The organism is Oceanobacillus sp. FSL K6-0118, from assembly GCF_038006665.1.
Taxonomy (GTDB): domain Bacteria; phylum Bacillota; class Bacilli; order Bacillales; family Amphibacillaceae; genus Oceanobacillus; species Oceanobacillus caeni.
In genome coordinates this window covers 3144055-3162054 of record NZ_JBBOVR010000001.1, presented here as the reverse complement: position 1 = coordinate 3162054, position 18000 = coordinate 3144055, and the positions used below count along the sequence as shown (strand labels likewise).

General features: G+C 35.4%; 18 protein-coding genes. 16 read left to right on the top strand and 2 right to left on the bottom strand.

Annotated features, from left to right (window positions below):
- Window positions 1–138 precede the first annotated feature (138 nt).
- Window positions 139–699 (top strand): sugar O-acetyltransferase, encoded by a 561-nt coding sequence (locus MHI02_RS15995; RefSeq protein ID WP_047184161.1) that lies wholly within the window; start codon window positions 139–141, stop codon window positions 697–699.
- Between the two features lie 310 nt (window positions 700–1009).
- Here the strand turns inward: MHI02_RS15995 and MHI02_RS15990 are convergent, their stop codons facing one another.
- Window positions 1010–1507, bottom strand: a complete 498-nt coding sequence (locus MHI02_RS15990) for a hypothetical protein (RefSeq protein ID WP_047184160.1) — start codon at window positions 1505–1507, stop codon at window positions 1010–1012.
- A 310-nt stretch (window positions 1508–1817) separates the two neighbouring features.
- The gene (locus tag MHI02_RS15985; RefSeq protein ID WP_084824018.1) at window positions 1818–2438 is read right to left on the bottom strand and encodes a DUF3298 and DUF4163 domain-containing protein; all 621 of its coding nucleotides are present in this window, start codon (window positions 2436–2438) and stop codon (window positions 1818–1820) included.
- Between the two features lie 168 nt (window positions 2439–2606).
- On the opposite strand from MHI02_RS15985, the gene MHI02_RS15980 reads away from it, so the two are divergent.
- The 15 genes from MHI02_RS15980 to MHI02_RS15910 all read left to right on the top strand — a co-directional run bounded on the left by MHI02_RS15980 (window position 2607) and on the right by MHI02_RS15910 (window position 17967).
- Window positions 2607–3830, top strand: coding sequence for an MFS transporter (locus MHI02_RS15980; RefSeq protein ID WP_047184159.1), 1224 nt, complete (start codon window positions 2607–2609; stop codon window positions 3828–3830).
- 112 nt (window positions 3831–3942) lie between these two features.
- Window positions 3943–4641 (top strand): HAD family hydrolase, encoded by a 699-nt coding sequence (locus MHI02_RS15975; protein ID WP_047184205.1) that lies wholly within the window; start codon window positions 3943–3945, stop codon window positions 4639–4641.
- A 194-nt stretch (window positions 4642–4835) separates the two neighbouring features.
- The gene (locus tag MHI02_RS15970; protein ID WP_204797882.1) at window positions 4836–5561 is read left to right on the top strand and encodes a metallophosphoesterase family protein; all 726 of its coding nucleotides are present in this window, start codon (window positions 4836–4838) and stop codon (window positions 5559–5561) included.
- Window positions 5562–5738: 177 nt separating this feature from the next.
- Complete coding sequence (locus MHI02_RS15965; RefSeq protein ID WP_167507318.1) at window positions 5739–5906, top strand: hypothetical protein; 168 nt, start codon at window positions 5739–5741, stop codon at window positions 5904–5906.
- Window positions 5907–6254: 348 nt separating this feature from the next.
- Window positions 6255–7178, top strand: coding sequence for a ring-cleaving dioxygenase (locus MHI02_RS15960; RefSeq protein ID WP_257454343.1), 924 nt, complete (start codon window positions 6255–6257; stop codon window positions 7176–7178).
- A gap of 101 nt (window positions 7179–7279) precedes the next feature.
- Window positions 7280–8215 carry a ring-cleaving dioxygenase gene (locus MHI02_RS15955; RefSeq protein ID WP_204797880.1) on the top strand — a complete coding sequence of 312 codons (936 nt, stop codon included), beginning with the start codon at window positions 7280–7282 and terminating at the stop codon, window positions 8213–8215.
- 54 nt (window positions 8216–8269) lie between these two features.
- On the top strand, window positions 8270–9256 hold the full coding sequence (locus tag MHI02_RS15950) for a ring-cleaving dioxygenase (RefSeq protein WP_204797879.1): 987 nt from the start codon (window positions 8270–8272) through the stop codon (window positions 9254–9256).
- A 29-nt stretch (window positions 9257–9285) separates the two neighbouring features.
- Window positions 9286–9903 carry an alpha/beta hydrolase gene (locus MHI02_RS15945; RefSeq protein WP_341166061.1) on the top strand — a complete coding sequence of 206 codons (618 nt, stop codon included), beginning with the start codon at window positions 9286–9288 and terminating at the stop codon, window positions 9901–9903.
- Between the two features lie 1786 nt (window positions 9904–11689).
- Window positions 11690–13747, top strand: coding sequence for a BglG family transcription antiterminator (locus MHI02_RS15940; protein WP_341166060.1), 2058 nt, complete (start codon window positions 11690–11692; stop codon window positions 13745–13747).
- 41 nt (window positions 13748–13788) lie between these two features.
- Window positions 13789–14268, top strand: coding sequence for a PTS sugar transporter subunit IIA (locus tag MHI02_RS15935; protein ID WP_341166059.1), 480 nt, complete (start codon window positions 13789–13791; stop codon window positions 14266–14268).
- The gene (locus MHI02_RS15930) at window positions 14268–14552 is read left to right on the top strand and encodes a PTS sugar transporter subunit IIB (protein WP_341166058.1); all 285 of its coding nucleotides are present in this window, start codon (window positions 14268–14270) and stop codon (window positions 14550–14552) included. The genes MHI02_RS15935 and MHI02_RS15930 overlap by 1 nt, the downstream gene beginning before the upstream one ends.
- Window positions 14553–14637: 85 nt before the next feature.
- Window positions 14638–15897: a PTS galactitol transporter subunit IIC gene (locus MHI02_RS15925; RefSeq protein WP_341166057.1), complete on the top strand. Its 1260-nt coding sequence runs from the start codon at window positions 14638–14640 to the stop codon at window positions 15895–15897.
- Between the two features lie 109 nt (window positions 15898–16006).
- On the top strand, window positions 16007–17038 hold the full coding sequence (locus tag MHI02_RS15920) for a zinc-binding dehydrogenase (protein ID WP_341166056.1): 1032 nt from the start codon (window positions 16007–16009) through the stop codon (window positions 17036–17038).
- A gap of 21 nt (window positions 17039–17059) precedes the next feature.
- On the top strand, window positions 17060–17731 hold the full coding sequence (gene deoC / locus MHI02_RS15915) for a deoxyribose-phosphate aldolase (protein ID WP_341166055.1): 672 nt from the start codon (window positions 17060–17062) through the stop codon (window positions 17729–17731).
- Window positions 17732–17805: 74 nt separating this feature from the next.
- A complete protein-coding gene (locus MHI02_RS15910) occupies window positions 17806–17967 on the top strand; it encodes a hypothetical protein (RefSeq protein WP_341166054.1) in 162 nt (53 codons plus the stop codon).
- The last annotated feature ends 33 nt before the right edge of the window (window positions 17968–18000 follow it).

The window sequence follows — 18000 nt, the reverse complement described above, 5'->3', positions numbered from 1 at the left end:
ACCGTGGGGATATTTTTAAATAGATAATCATATACAACTCTCTAGTGTACTCTGGGGAGTATTTTTAATTGGGAAGGTTAATCATCTAATGTTATGATATACGTTTAGACATTGACATATGATTGAAGGAGACTAAAAATGAAAACTGAAAAAGAAAAAATGATAGCTGGTGAGATATATGATCCTGCTGACCCGATATTAGTAAAGGATCGTGAAGAAGCAAGACGTAAAGTCAGAATATACAATCAATCGTTAGAATCGGAAGGAGAAAAGCGAACGGAATTATTAAAGGAATTACTCGGCTCAACAGGGGAAAAACTATATATGGAGCCTAATATAAGATTTGATTACGGTTATAACACATATGTAGGTGAAAACTTTTATGCAAATTTTGATTGTACTATCTTAGATGTATCTGAAGTTCGGTTTGGGAATAATTGCATGCTTGGACCAAGTGTACAAATTTATACTGCAACACATCCCCTCCATCCAACCGAACGAAATTCAGGTATAGAATATGCAAAACCGATTACTATCGGAAACAATGTGTGGATTGGTGGTAGTGCAGTAATTTGTCCAGGAGTAACGATAGGAAACAATGTTGTAGTTGCAGCAGGTGCAGTAGTTACTAAAAATGTACCGGATAATGTTGTAGTTGGAGGTAATCCAGCTAAAGTGATAAAAAAGATCGATATATAAGTTAGTTTATTGGGTGACAAAGGTATCACGGACAAAATGCAAGGAAATAGCAGTAAAAATGTCCGTGATACAGGTACAGGATTACATATTCCAGCTGTCCTGACACCATGCATCAATAATATTGCATAGGTTCATTACCTTTTCCCCAACGATATAAGGTGTGGCTGGCTCAGGTTCTTCCTCTAAGATTCCCTCTACGGTAATGGTAAAGGTCTATTCATTCCCATAACCAAATACATACAAGAAACACTTTCCGGTATATAATCCGACTGTACCAATTTCCAAGAATTTTTTATTTATTAGAATTTTTCTAAAATGAATTTAAACACAAAACGATAATTCGATAAGGAGTAGTTTGTGCTGGGATACTTTTGGTGGAAGGTCCATAGATAACAATTAAATCTCGATTTGCTGGATTATTCGAAAATAATTGACCGTTTGTTAATAACAATGGTGTATATGGAGATATATTTAATTGTAATTGTCCATCGCTACTTACTAATTGACTATCAAAATAATCCACTTTTACATTCTGGTTTGGATTATCTTTTACCATGACAAGTGCTGGATATTGAGGTGGGTAAATAAGAATGGTAGGTGCATTCCCGTCATAATATCCAGTTACTCGGTCTCCTACTGTCACCATGACATGATCTACAAAGTAAGTAGTAGGTGTTACGACGAAATTTACAATGGCACCTGAGTTGTCTTCTACAGTTATAAATTTATTACAGCCTTCTCCATCTTGCCCTGTATACATATCACTTATCCTCGTTACAGTCCCGTGAAATGATTTAAAATTTGTCACTATCTTACCTCCGTTTCTTTTAAATAGATAAAGAATACTTCCATCAGTGGGGGGGTTCTTCATCCCCCACTGATGGTTAGTCACTGACCTTCTTTGTTTCCCCAAAAGCTTGGGGTGGGAGTCTTACTGCTCGTTTAGGTGAGATAAATAATCATTAACCATATTATCCCTACATTAAAAATATCCGTTACTCGTGAATGAAAATCAGTTGTTAGTAATATTGAATTCGATACTCAAGCCAGGTAATCCGTTACTAGCAAGTAGGATAAAATAAATAGGATAAGTGGAGATGTGTACCCATCATTAATAGCTATGGACTTGCAGCCATTCTTCCAAGTGGCCCTTCTTCATCAATAATATCTTGAATGTCATATACGGAAATAGGGAACATTGGAAAACCAAATGCATATGGAGCTAACTCGTAAAGCTGGAAGTAGATGACGAGTGTTTTGTCTGCTATATAGAAATATTGATTAGGCTCAATTTTGGTAAACTCAGTAATGACTGGAATATCACGTGCTGCAATTTGCTTATGAACGATTTCAGAAAGCCGGTTGATATAATCACTTCCATATTTGAATAGGTCTTTTAAATTGCAACGCTTCTTTTTTTCTAAATCAAATGTTACGGATCTTAATAGGGTAAGACCATGTGCAGCATGATAATAGTAAGCGTAGTTGGATAGGGATACGCTTAAGACGTTACGTTGATTATTTTTTACTTCAAATGAACCATCCATTTCCACAATCGCTGTTGGCATTTCCCTAGCTTGCTCGTTGATGAGCTTTTGTGTTTCTTGAACAAAAGTTTGATTCATAACGTGTTCGAATTGTTTATCTTGTGGGTAGCTAACTTGAGGGTAGACAACTTGTTTACTTGGTCCAGCTTGAATCTTATAGGCTTTTATATTAACCGGTAAAGGGATAGGCATATTTATCACCCTTTTTGACCTATTGTATTCTTTGGAATAGAAGGGTGTGCTGATTTTAAAAAAGTACTTCTTTTATCTTGGAACATTCATTTAATTAGCATGGAAAATTAAGTCCCCACCTAAGAGAAAAACCATATACATAGTATAAAAGCACAGGAGTAGATTCTGTTGGATAATCAAAACAGTAAATTTAGATGGATTGTATTTGCTTCTGTATTATGTTCCTATTTATTGATGTCAAGTTTACGAACAGCTCCAGGATTAATAACAGATCAGTTAATGGCTGATTTTAGTGTAACAGCAACAACGGTTGGGTTAGTAACAAGCATACAGTTTTTCGTATACACGGCCCTACAAATACCGATGGGCATTCTAACAGATCGATATGGACCGAATTTTTTTCTTATTGTAGGTGCGATTCTTACAGGGATTGGAACTATTATATATAGTGTAGGTAGTCATGAATTTATCTTGTTTTTTGCAAGAATATTAACAGGGATAGGCGATGCGACAATTTGGGTGAATCTGGTGTTAATTTTAAGTCAATGGTTTAATGCTAAAGAATTCACCCGATTAATCGGTGTAGCAGGAATGACCGGAAGTCTAGGATTCTTAATGGCGACCGTTCCTTTCTCTGCATTTATTATTCTCGTTGGCTGGAGAAGGACGTTTCTTTTAGCGGGAATTTTATTATGCTTATGTGGAATACTTCTTTATTTTGTCCTCGTGAAAAAGCCAAATAAACCATTATTTGAAAAAAGAGAGATGCGACGAGAAAATACATGGGTTATCTTAAGAAGAGTTTTATCGAATCGACAAGCTTGGGCAATTTTCTTTTCCCACTTTGGTGTTGTTGGGGCATATCTAGGTTTGATTGGATCATGGGCAGTACCGTATGGGATGGAGATGTATGGTTTAACGCGTATAGATGCAAGTCAGCTCATTATGATTAGTCTAGTTGGAGCGCTTATTGGTGCCCCGTTCCTAAGTTGGCTTGCCAGTCGGTTAAGAACGATTAAACGTCCTTTTGTTATATTTCATATCGTCATGTTATTGTGCTGGTCTACTATTCTAATATTTCATGGAAAACCGCCATTTTTGTTTTTAGTGATGATTATGTTCATTATCGGCTTTGCATTTGGGTCCAATTCGTTAACCTTTGCCCTTGTACGCATATCATTTCCTGTAAACGAATCTGGAATTGTTTCTGGTTTTGCAAACACAGGCGGATTTATGAGTGCTGTTTTGTTACCTGGTATTTTTGGGAAAATATTGGATCATTTTCAGAATGTAGGTGAGTTAGGGGCTGGGTATTTCTATGGTTTTATTACTCCAGTTATATTTTCAGTAATTGGTTTAGTTGGGGTGATTTTTATAAAAGAATCCCCATAATACGAAGTTGTTTTAGATAGTAAAGTTTTTCCTATAATAAGATTCCACCTTCTATCTATACGTTTCTACCTTTCACTAGTATGATAGAAAAGGGAGGTAGATTGAATTGAATATGGATACGATTATTTTCGATGTCGATGATACGTTGTATGATCAAGCGATGTCTTTTAAAAATACGTGTAGAAGAATGTTTGATAGAGATTTTACGGAAGAGGAATTAAATCAATTTTATATTATAAGTAGGAAATATAGTGATGCGTTATTTGACCGATGTGAAGCAGGAGAAATGACCGTTCAGGAGATGCATATTCGTCGGATTAAAGATGCCTGTGCGGAAATTGGAATAGAAATATCGAATCAAGAATCTTTGGATTTTCAAGACGCTTATGTCGAGGAACAACATAAAATCACTTTATTTCCTGAATCTGAAAAACTACTAGAATATTTACATGAGCAAGGAAAACAACTGGCTATTTTAACAAACGGTTCAGAAGACCATCAATCAATGAAAGTTAAACAATTGAATGTATCAAGATGGATTCCCGAAGAAAACACTTTTATTTCTGGTGCGATTGGTCATGCCAAACCGACAGGAAAAGCATTTCAAATACTAGAGGAAAAACTTGGCTTAGACAAAGAAAAGACGGTTTATGTCGGAGATTCATTCGACAATGATATGGTTGGTGCCAAACAAGCAGGATGGAACGCTGTTTGGATGAATCATCGCAGAAGAAAAGCTCGTGAGAATTCCGTGAAACCAGATAAAATTGTATACAGTGCAACAGAGCTTTTGGAATTGTTTGTTGAATAATAGACTATAATGAGTAGCCTCCCGGGGATGTTCGGGGGACTTTTTCATTTCCTGGGAAATATCGACACTTTATTATGTAATTCAGGTTAATAACTTGAGGAATCTACGGGAAATGTAATAAATTTAGCATGTATAGTGAGTTTGGGTTACGATAAGGTTAAATAAAAATATCGTGTATCAAGGAGGATTCTTTTATGAAAATAGCATTTATTTCCGATATTCATGGAAATGCTACCGCATTGGAAGCGGTACTTGAAGATATTGAAAAGAAGAATGTAGATAAAATTGCGGTACTTGGTGATCTTTGCTTTCGTGGATCAGAACCAAAGCGTGCTTTAGATCTGATACGTTCATTAAATACAGATGTGGTTAAAGGGAATGCGGATGAATGGGTTTCTCGGGGAATTAAGGAAGGAGAAGTTCCTAACGAGGCACTAGAGATTATGAGAAAAGAACGTGAATGGACACTAAAGCAATTGACTACTGAGGATATTGACTTTTTAACTAATTTACCGACACAATTAACTATTAAACTGTCGGATGATATAGAAATCCATGCATTTCATGCTACACCGAATAATCTTTTTAATATGGTGCTGCCAAATCAATCGGATACAGAGCTTGCGGAACAATTAATGCAACAAACATCAGCGGATATTTTTTTGTATGGGCATATTCATCTACCGTATGTTCGCTTTATTAACGGCAAGTGCGTAGCTAATTTAGGGAGTGTTGGTTTGCCATTTGATGGTTCGAAAAATGCTTCCTATTTAATAGTAGAGGGAGAAGATAAACATTTTCAAGTTAGTGTTCATCGTGTTTCTTATGACGTCGACTATGTAATTAAGCAATTAAAAGAAAAAGAATATCCTAATTATGAATTTTTAAGAAATGTGTTAGTAAAAGCGTCATTATCGTGAATGAACTCATACCTCCTTTGTATTGTGAAAACAAACCCTAATTAATTATTATTTTGTATAGGGAATAATAGATGTTGGGGAGATAGGGTTTACAAGTGTTTTATATTAGCTAGGTTTTTTATTTATGCAATTCGAAACCATATAGCTAGTTTATTAATGAGGAAAGAGTGATTTTTATTGAGATGTGGAGCGAAGTGCTTTCTGGTTAAGATTGATGTGGATGAAGCAAAACTAATACAGCCGGTTGTTGCTAGGACTTCCGCCGAAGCAAGGAAACGTATTCGTCAGGAATTTGAGGGAAAAGTTCAAATCATATCGGTACGGGAAGAAAAGAAGAAAAGGTGATTTCACTCTATCTTGTAATGAGCAAATTAATGAAAAAAAGCTTTTATCAAATGTTGCACTCTTCATTTAATGATGAGTGCATTTTTAATTTTTTGGATTAAATTCGAGTTTGAATTGAAGGGACTCCCAAAAAGTTGACAAAGACTAAAGGTTTATGGTAATTTATATTTAATTAATAATAACTTAATTAAATATAAATTAATTAAAAGTAATTTGATTAAGTCAGAAAAAAATCGCTAGGTAAAAATCAGACAGCCAAGAAAGTATCGTTATAAATGAAGAATTGGCAACTTATGTTTAACAAAGACTTCAACATACTAAATAAAGAATAAAAAGGAGAGCATGTATGTGAAACAAACAGCAGGTATCCATCATATTACCGCCATTGTTGGCCACCCACAGGAAAATGTAGATTTCTATGCAGGTGTCCTTGGGTTAAGGCTAGTAAAAAAGACAATAAATTTCGATGACCCGGGTACGTATCATCTTTACTTTGGTAATGACGAAGGAAAACCGGGTTCCATTATCACCTTCTTCCCGTGGGCCGGCGCTTATCAGGGGAAAATTGGGGGCGGTCAAGTAGGTGTTACTACTTATGTCATTCCAGTTGGTTCTATGAAATTTTGGGAGAAGAGATTTTCAAAATTTAATATGGAATTCAAAAAGACAGAACGATTTGGAGAAACGTATTTAGAGTTTAGAGATGTTCATGGATTACAATTAGAGCTTGTAGAAAGAGAAGAAGGCGAACCAAATAATTGGACAACGGGTGATGTGACACCAGAAGTTGCTATTAAAGGTTTTGGTGGAGCAGTATTATTATCTATTCATCCAGAAAAAACGAACGATACGCTTGAAAAGGTTATGGGTCTAAAAGAAGTAGGAAAAGAAGATGATTTAGTTCGATTCCAATCTTATGGGGAAATTGGAAATATCATAGATGTTAAACAAACACCAATTGGACGTGGCCGAATGGGTGTTGGAACGGTTCACCATATTGCGTGGCGCGCGAAAGATGATGTTGATCATTTAGATTGGCAGGAATATTTAGCAAACAAGGGATATGGGGTTACTGACGTAAAAGATAGAAATTACTTCAATGCCATCTATTTTAGGGAGCCTGGAGAAATACTTTTTGAAATTGCAACCGACCCACCAGGATTCGCTCATGATGAGTCTTATGAAACTATGGGACAGGAACTGAAATTGCCATCACAATATGAACAATACCGTGATCAGCTTAATAGAAGATTAATACCGTTAGAAACATGATGAAAAGCTTCAACGCAGTAAGTCGATTAGCCGGCTTTTATTACGCGAAAATTGGTGATGTATTTTTTATCGTGAGAGCAGAATAGGTTGGGGGAAAGTTTATGAAAACAGCCGGAATTCATCACATCACAGCAATTGTTAATGATCCACAAGTGAATGTTGATTTTTATTCCAGAGTGTTAGGGTTACGACTTGTGAAAAAAACGGTGAACTTTGATCGACCTGAAGTATATCATTTATATTTCGGGAATGAATCAGGAGATCCCGGAACCATTATCACTTTCTTCCCTTGCCCAAAACTTCCTAAAGGACGTGTTGGTATTGGACAGGTAGGAACGACAAGTTATGTGGTTCCGATAGGTTCGATGGATTTTTGGAAAAATCGTTTGCGCGAATATAAAATTTCTTTCACTTTAGAGACCCGTTTTAATGAAAACTATATGAAGTTTAAAGATCCAGATGGATTAAAACTAGAAATAGTGGAACGTGATGAAGGATTAGAAAATAGTTGGAGAACGAATGGCATATCATCAAAAAATGCCATTAAAGGATTTGGCGGTGTAATTCTAAATTCAGCACAGCCAAATCAAACCAAAGATGTGCTAGAAACCATATTGAACATGAATTTTGTTAAACAAGAAGATGATTATTTACGTTTTAAATCGGATGGAGTGTTAGGTAATTTGATTGACATTAAACTATCCCCATCTGTTAGAGGACTTGCAGGTGCAGGTACGGTACATCATATTGCCTGGAGAGCAAAAGATGATGAAGAACTTGAAAATTGGAGAGAGTTACTAGAGGAAAAAGGCTATAAACCGACTGAGATAAAAGAACGCAATTATTTTAAAGCTGTTTATTTTTATGAACCAGGCGGAATCCTTTTTGAGATGGCAACTGATTCTCCGGGGTTTTCGATTGATGAATCTCCAGGGAAACTCGGTGAGAAGTTAATGCTACCAAGCTGGTTTGAACATAAAAGGAAAAAATTTGAAGAAATATTACCTCCAATTGAAGTGGAGAAAGAAGATTTATGAAATGATAGAACAATGAACCAAACCAAAATGAAACGAAAGGCTGGAGGAATAAACATGCAACCATTAAAAGGAGTACACCATATAACCGCAATAACGAGCAGTGCAGAGAGGATTTATGAATTTTTCACGTATACATTGGGATTACGATTAGTTAAGAAAACTGTTAACCAAGACGATATTCAAACCTATCATTTGTTTTTTTCGGATGATGTAGGTAGCGCTGGGACAGACATGACTTTCTTTGATTTCCCTGGTATTCCAAAGGGGATGCATGGAACAGATGAAATTTCAAAAACTTCTTTCCGTGTTCCGAATGATGCAGCATTGGACTATTGGGTGAAACGGTTTAATCGTTTAAATGTGAAACACACAGGAATTAAAGAGCAATTTGGGAAGAAAGTACTTAACTTTGTTGACTTTGATGATCAGCAATACCAATTAATTTCTGATGAGAATAATAAAGGTGTAGCTTCAGGAACCCCTTGGCAAAAAGGACCGATTCCTTTGGAGTATGCCATTACTGGGTTAGGGCCAGTCTTCGTACGAGTATCTAACATGGATTACTTTAAAACCATTATGGAAAGGGTATTGTTCTTTGAAGAGGTAGATAAGGAAGGCTCGTTCCATTTATTTGAAGTAGGGGAAGGCGGAAATGGTGCACAAGTCGTTGTGGAGTTTAACAACATTCTTCCACGTGCCCGCCAAGGTTACGGTACCGTTCACCATGCTGCATTCCGAGTGGAAGATCGCTCCGTATTAGATGACTGGAAGAAATGGTTTGATGAAATTAGATTGCCAAATTCAGGTTTTGTCGAACGATATTATTTTGGTTCGCTCTATGCTAATGTTGCTCCGCAAATCTTATTTGAAATTGCAACAGATGGACCTGGATTTACGGGTGATGAGCCATATGAAACACTTGGAGAAAAACTATCCTTACCCCCATTCTTTGAAGCAAAACGTGAGGAAATTGAAAAATTAGTAAGACCTATCGATACAGTTAGAAGCACGAAGGAATTTGAGAAAGAGTATGAGAACTAAGCACTTTATTGTTAAAGGGAGGAATACAGTTGAAACATATTTTTCAAAAAGGAAATGACGCATCTAAACCGACACTACTATTATTACATGGAACTGGTGGAACGGAACATGACCTTCTGCCTCTTACAGATAAAATGGATCCAAATGCCAATGTTTTAAGTGTAAGAGGAAATGTTCTTGAGAATGGAATGCCACGCTTTTTTAGAAGATTAGCTGAAGGTGTATTTGATGAAGAAGATTTGGTTTTCCGTACAAAAGAATTGAACGAATTTTTGGATGAAGCAGCTGAAAAATATGAGTTTGATCGTAATAATGTTTTTGCGATAGGATATTCAAATGGAGCAAATATTGCAGCAAGCCTCATGTTCCATTATAAAGACGCTTTAAAAGGCGCAATTCTCCATCATCCCATGATTCCAAGAAGGGGAATTGATTTGCCGGATTTATCAGGTAAGAATGTATTTATTGCAGCAGGTACCAATGATCCGATATGTTCAGCCCAAGAGTCAGAAGAATTAACATCCTTGTTAAAGGGAGCAGGTGCAAAAGTGGAACTTCACTGGGAAAATAGAGGGCATCAATTAACCTATAGTGAAGTAGAAGCAGCTAGTAAATGGTATAAGAGTAAGTGGAAAAACAAGCAGTAAAAAGTAGTATGAGAAATGGGATTTTTAGACAAATTATTTGGAACAACAAAGGTGAATGAAAATATGTCAAATCATTAGCGTTGCATAAAACACCTTTTAGTTTGTCAAACAGGAAAAAATCACTTTTTTAGCGTAATAAAGTGAATGTTCTGTATGATGTTCTACACCCGATATTAAAAAAAGATAACAGGGATATGAGTGGTAGTTCTTATCTGGGATTTTCAGTTACTTTGAATTATTCACCAAATAGGGTGGATCGTAAGTTAATTCGTTAAGATATTCCACCTCCTCCCCTTCAAAGTGTCTTACAATGAGTTGGAATTCTTCCTCCCGGTTATACTTTTTACTGATCTGTGATTCTCGAGTAGGATTCCAAAATAGTGACCGTAAAAATCCATCCTAAATAGAAGGCTTTGAAGGATTCGTTTTAAATCTAAAATTGGATCTTCATGATTGAATTAACTGTAATAATACTTGTAAGCAATAAGTATTTAATGCGATCCATATTTGTGTGTACACTGCGTTTTTCGCTTATACCATAGAATGTTTTTATTTTAGATGCTGTTTCATTCATTTTAAAAATGTTTCTATCTTCCAGCGATAACGGTACAAATCTCCTATTTCTTTTGCAGATTTTCTTTATAAGACGTAATGGGTGTTCCATTTTTGTTCCTTTTTGCGTATTGCCTAGAAACACCCCTTAGTCAAGAAAAATGTTACCTTCCGTGTAAGGACTTCTTCCGATACCACTTCAATTTGAGTATTTTTCTTTATCCTTGTGATAAATCGGACATCATAGAAACAAGGTCAATCAAATTACTTGTAATCATTATAACCACGATCAATCAAATGAACCGCATCTGAATCAATATCTGTCAATTCATTTATTTGTGTACGGTCCGCATGTTCAGCGGGCAAAACGGCAGTTTATTCGGAATGGTTACATCCTTTTCACAACGACTCTTGAGTGTAGACGTACACCAGATTTTGTTTTTACGGAAAGTTGCCCAAGGATATTGATTGACACTCAATGACATGGTTGATGAATCAATGACAAGCAGCTTCCTAATATCATGTATAAAAAACTTATTTTTCATCCGTGCTTGTACCTCAAATAAGAGGTGTCTAAATACTTTTTCAAACATTTGTGATGAGAGATCGTACTGTTTACGTGAAAGGTGTGCTGTACTAATCGTATTAATATCTATCGCTTTTTGGATGTCTTTCTCGTCCTTAAGTTGTTTGGATAATGACCTTAGACTTTCCGTTTCATTCAACTGGGCAACAATAAACTGTTGAAGAAATTTGAAGGCTGTCAGCTTTTTTATTTAGTAGCCAATCTTGGAAGCATTAATTACTTTCAGGAATTTCTGTTCATCAAGTATTTTTAATAGTTCATTTATTGTGGAATGTGTGGAGGATCCTTGCCCATAGGCTCTTCTTATAATTTGGGATTTGGACAGAACCATCTATCCTAATTATAAGGAGTTTTTTTATGGATTTGAAGACATAATTATCAAAAACCGAAATGTTAGGAAACCCATTTTATTAAACAATGTGCTTGACTAATTTAAATCTTATTTATGAAACACTAATGTATTGTGAAGAATATTTTTCAATAACAAGGTATTTATTGTAGATGATTGTGAACGTACTATAAAAAAATGTGACTTCACTTGCAAATCACAATATTATACAAAGAATGTTCAATAAAGTGTGATGAAAACGGATTCAAATTATGTATAATTGGTGTTAGAATAAAAAGTGTCGAAGGGGGGCACAAGAGTTGTTAAATGAAAGATGTAAAAATATTTTGGATGAACTGAAAAGTAATCCAAGTATTACAAGTACATTATTAGAGAAGAAACTAGATTTATCCCGTCGACAGTTAGGTTATAGCATAGAGAAGATTAATAATTGGTTAATGTCAAATAACTTGCCTGTAATTGAAAGAACAAGACAAGGTCATTTTGTAATTGATCAATCAATATTCACTAAATTAGGTGGAAATCATGAAACCACACCAAACGATGTGGAGCCAATGATTTTAAATGAAGAACAACGAATCCAAATCATAATAATGATGTTACTTAGTTCAGAGGAAGAATTATCGCTCAATCATTTCACCTATGAATTAAAGGTTAGTAAAAATACTGTACTAAATGATTTGAAAAAAGCGCAAAAGTATTTAAATGATTTTTCTTTAAAAATTCGCTATACAAGGAAATATGGATATTTAATTGAGGGAAAGGAATTTCAAATACGAAGATTATTAACAATTGTTACTTACCACAACTTAGAAATGAGTAACGGGGAAAGTAAACTAAAGAAACTAGCCGGAATTAGAGATGAACTTATAAATGATTTTAGAAGGAGAGTAGAGAACTTAGAGAATCAATTAAATCTAAAATTTACGGATGAAAAAATAAAGATTATGCCATATGTTCTTATATTAGTTTTACGAAGAGTGGAAAGAGGATATGAGATCAATTCTTTTTCTATTGAATATGAAGAACTATCCAACACGAAAGAGTACAAAGCAACAGAGGAACTTTTATATGATAGGGGAAATATCCCTGTATCTGATCGGTTGTATATAACTTTGTATATATTAACAGCTAATGTATTCTCGATCAAAGCAACAGAGGAATCAATCCCTGATTTAATTCCAGCTATAGATAATATGCTAAGGCAATTTGAAAAAAATGCCTGCATTTATCTGCAGGAACGTGATAAGTTGATGGATAAAATTTTGCAGCATATTACGCCTGCTTACTATCGAATAAAATTCCATCTTACTGATACAATCCTATTCCAAGGATCTTTAAGTAAGGAATTTAAAGAGTTGCACCACCTAGTAAAGCGTTCAATAGGACCACTTCGTGAATTAATTGGTACAGATATTCCTGATAATGAAATCGCTTATATTACTATGTTGATTGGAGGATGGATGAATAAACAAGGAGATAGTATTGAAAAAAAGGTAAAAGCAATTGTTGTCTGTCCACAGGGGATATCTGTATCTAGACTTATGTTTAATGAATTAAGTGAATTATTTCCGGAATTTGTTTTTTTGGATTATCTATCGGTTCGCGAATACATGAATTATCCTTTGGAATATGATCTTATTTTTTCACCTATTTCCTTAGAAACTACAAAAAAACTTTTTGTGACAAAAGCATTTCTTGGGAAAGAAGAAAAATATAGGTTACGAAAACAAGTGATGTTGGCTGTTCATGGGTATAGTCCAAATGATATTAATGTTGATCAGCTGATAGAAGTTGTTAAAGAATATGCAACTGTTCACAATGAAAGGGCATTGATTAAGGAACTGATAAGCTTTTTCGAAAAAGGGGAAAACACTGATTATATTAAGCAGGGAATTTCTGAAGAAGACATTAATCTTGATGAGTTAATTAAACCGGAAAATATTACTTTACTAGATTCAATAGATTCGTGGGAAGAAGCAGTACGTATTAGTGCCGCCCCACTAATCAAAAGCGGGAATATAGAACCAAAATATGTAGATGCAATGATTTGTTATTGTGAAAAGGATCCATATATTGTAATTGGTCCGAATGTTGCCATTCCGCATGCCGCCCCGGAAGATGGAGTAAACAAAGTGGGTATGAGTTTACTGAAACTAAAAGATGGAGTGCAATATACTAATGATTATAAGATTAATGTAATCGTTTCAATTGCTGCATTAGATAAAAAACAGCATATTCATGCATTGATGCAACTAATGAGTTTAGTAGGTTCTGAAGAGGATCGTAACCAAGTTATAAGTGCCGATTCCGAAGAAAAAGTCTATGAAATTATCAAATCATATTCAAAAGATTGATGGACTGAGTTAAGAAATATAAAGATAGGGGAGATAGGAAGATGTTTTTTGAGGAATCCGTAATCTTACTTAATGTGGAAGCTACAACAAAAGAGGAAGTATTAGAGAAGGTCGGTCGAAATCTTGTAAATAATGATTTAGTAAAACAAAGCTTTATTCCGGCTATTATTAAAAGGGAATCGGAATTTCCTACAGGACTTCCAACAGCAGGAGTATCCGTAGCAATTCCTCATACCGATGTAGAACATGTCAATCAAAAAACAATTAGTGTAGCTGTACTCAAAAATCCTGTTGATTTTGCAATCATGGGAGACAGTAGTGCTACAACTCCAGTTCAGATAGTATTTATGTTGGCAATGGATGAAGCTCATTCTCAATTATCTTTATTACAAAAACTAATGCAGGTATTTCAGGAAGAAGAAACATTGAAATATATCGTAAAACAAACAAACAAAACAAGTATTAAACAACTATTGGAGAGAAAGTTAGATTTTGTTGCACTTGAAGGAGGTGAGAAATAATGGCGAAAAAGACGATATTAGTAGCATGTGGAGCGGGTATCGCAACTTCTACAGTTGTTAATAATGCGGTTGAGCAGTTAGCAAAAGATAATGGTATTGATATTAACTTAATCCAAATAAAAATTGCGGAAGTCGGAAATTATTTAGATACTGCAGATCTACTAGTTACTACTGCAATGACTCAAAAGGAATTCCCATTCCCAGTGATTAATGCGCAAACATTTTTAACTGGTATTGGCGTTGAAGATACAAAACAAAAAATCTTAGAAGAACTAAAAAAATAAAAGGGAGAATATATTCCGATTTTCTATTCTTTTTTAAAGAATAGAAAATCGGAATATGCCTTAAAGCTATTAGGGGGGGAACATCATGCAAGGATTCGTAGATTTTATTCAAGGTTTCTTGGATCTGGGAGCTACTGTTATTTTACCTGTAGCTATTTTCATAATTGGTATGTTCTTTGGACAAAAACCAGGTAAAGCATTTCGTTCCGGTTTAACCATCGGGGTTGCATTTGTTGGTATTTTCCTTGTTATAGACTTATTGACACTCAATCTAGGACCAGCCGCTCAGGGCATGGTGGAAAGATTAGGAGTAGAACTAAACGTAATTGACGTAGGTTGGCCCGCAACCTCATCTATCGCATGGGCCTCAGTAGTTGCCGCATTTATTATTCCATTAGGACTTGTTGTAAACGTTGTCATGTTATTGACAAAGACAACTAAAGTAATGAACGTAGATATTTGGAATTTTTGGCATTATACATTTATGGCAGCATTGGTATACACGATTTCTGGAAGTATCATTCAAGGCTTAATCGCTGCTGTGATATTCCAAGTTGTTTGTCTTAAAGTTGCGGACTGGACAACACCAATGGTAAGAGATTTCTATGGAATGCCGGGTGTATCCGTTGCAACTGGTAGCACGATTTCTTATGCTCCGTTTATTTTCCTTGTAAAAGGAATTCAAAAAATTCCTGGATTGAAGAATTTACATGCTGACCCAGATACGATTCAAAAACGTTTTGGTGTCTTTGGAGACTCTATGGTAATAGGTCTAATTCTCGGTGCTGTTATAGGAGCCCTTGCTGGTTATGGAATAGGAGATATTATCAATATTGGTATTTCTATGGCAGCTGTAATGGTATTAATGCCGCGTATGGTTAAAATTTTGATGGAAGGTTTAATGCCTGTTTCTGAGTCTGCTCGTGAGTGGTTGAATAAGAAGTTTGGCGAAAGCGATATCACTATCGGTCTTGATGCCGCAGTTTTACTTGGCCATCCATCTGTTATTTCCACAGCATTGTTACTTACGCCAATTACAGTCCTTTTAGCAGTTATTTTACCAGGTAATGCTGTACTTCCATTTGGTGATCTAGCCACGATTCCATTCGTCATTGCATTTATTGTCGGGGCAGCTAGAGGAAATATCATACACTCTTTAATTGTTGGGACTATTATGATTGCGTTTTCTCTTTACATGGCAACAGACCTAGCAATAGTATTTACAGACATGGCAACCAATGCAAAAATTAACATGCCCGAAGGGTCTGCGATGGTATCAAGTATTGACCAAGGTGGTAACCTAGTAAACTGGCTAATTTGGAAGCTATTCTCATTATTTAATTAAGAGTAAATAATATTCCTACATTTATTAATTGCTTCCAGTAAGAGTTACTCCTACTGGAAGTAGACTAGGCAAATAAAAAAAGATAGATAACTTGTAAGGAGGAACAGCTATGAAATCATTAGTAAAAACAGAGCTGGGATTTGGAAATCTTCAAATACAAGACAAACCAGAATTATCTCCTGGAAAAGACCAGGTAAAAATTGAAGTGAAATACGCCGGTATTTGCGGTTCCGACATTCATACTTATGAAGGACATTACAAAGTGGCAGTTCCTGTTACATTAGGTCATGAATTCTCAGGTGTAGTAGTTGAAACTGGTGAAGGCGTAACTGAATTTAAAGTAGGTGATCGTGTAACTTCTGAAACTACTTTTTACATTTGTGGAAAATGTAAATATTGTCAATCCGGTGATTATAACTTATGTCCGCATCGTAAAGGTTTAGGTACTCAACAAGATGGTGGATTTGCTAAATATTTAATAGCACGTAAAGAAAGTGTTCATCACCTACCAGAAAATGTTGATTTTGAATCAGCTGCAATGACTGAACCTTTAGCATGTACACATCACGCAGTTGCTAAAACGCAAGTTAATGAAGGTGACCTCGTTGTTGTTATTGGTCCTGGACCAATTGGATTATTAGCTGCCCAAGTAGCTAAAAGCAAAGGTGCAACTGTTATTATTACTGGTTTAACGAATGATAAAATTCGTTTGGATAAAGCCTTGGAAGTGGGCATTGACTATGCAGTTAATACACAAGAACAAGACCTTAAAGAATTCGTTAATGGTTTAACTGAAGGTTATGGTGCTGATGTTGTTTTAGAATGTTCTGGAGCAGTTCCAGCTGCTAAGCAAGGGCTTGATATTCTTTGCAAAAAAGGACGCTATGTTCAAGTTGGCCTTTTTGCACAATCTGAAGTTCAATTCGATCTAGAAAAAATTATTCAAAAGGAAATCCGTGTTGTTGGAAGTAGAAGTCAAAAGCCTGCTGACTGGGAACCTTCATTAACTTTAATGAACGAAGGAAAAGTTAATGCAAAAGCTTTAGTAACACATGTATTTGATATAACACAATGGGACGAAGCATATCAAGTAATAAAAGGTGGGGAAGCAATTAAGGTTTTGTTAAAGCCTATTGAATAAAATCCTTGGGGGGAATTTGGAATGGATAAACAAGAGCTAATAAATATCATTGATTATACATTATTAAGACCGACAGCTACAAAACAAGAAATTAAAACATTTTGTGAGGAAACTATTGAATATGGTTTCAAAACGGTGTTCGTAAATCCTTATTATGTTTCGTATGCTCATAACTTACTTTCCACGCATGGCATTAAAGTAGGTGTGCCAATTGGATTCTCACTTGGGGGAGCAACGACTTTTGTAAAAGTGGAAGAAACAAAAGAAGCAATAAAAAATGGTGCAGAAGAGATAGATATGTTGGTAAATTTAGGTGCACTTAAATCCGGTGATTATGATGTTGTAAAAGATGACATAGCAGCTGTTGTAAGAGCAGCTAACGGATTAACCACAAAGGTAATCATCGAAACTGCTTTATTAACAGATGAAGAAAAAGTGAAGGCAACAGAATTAATTATTGAAGCAGGGGCCGATTTTGTTAAGACAGCAACAGGTTTCAATGGTGGTGGTGCAACCGTAGAAGATGTTCAACTACTTCACAAAACTGCCAACGGCAAAATTAAAGTAAAAGCTGCCGGCGGAGTCAAAACATATGAAGATGCCGTGAAAATTGTGGAAGCAGGAGCTACTAGAATTGGGGCTAGTGGAGCTGTAGCAATTATTAACGGTGAAGTCTCTAATGCATCTTATTAATTTTGATATTTTAACCTGAACGATTAAGTGTAATGCTTAATCGTTTGCCACTTATATAGAAAAGAGGGAAAAAGATGGTTGATGCAATGTTGGATTTTATGTTAGGCCCGTTTAGAAATATTAGTGCGTTTTACTTTGAAAATCAATTAATCTTTAACTCTATTGTTCTTGGGTTAGCTTGTTATAAATTATTTGTAGGTAAGAAAAAAAACACAAAAAATGATTCTGCTAACTAATAGATAGGAACTAAAATACAAGAAAGGATGTTT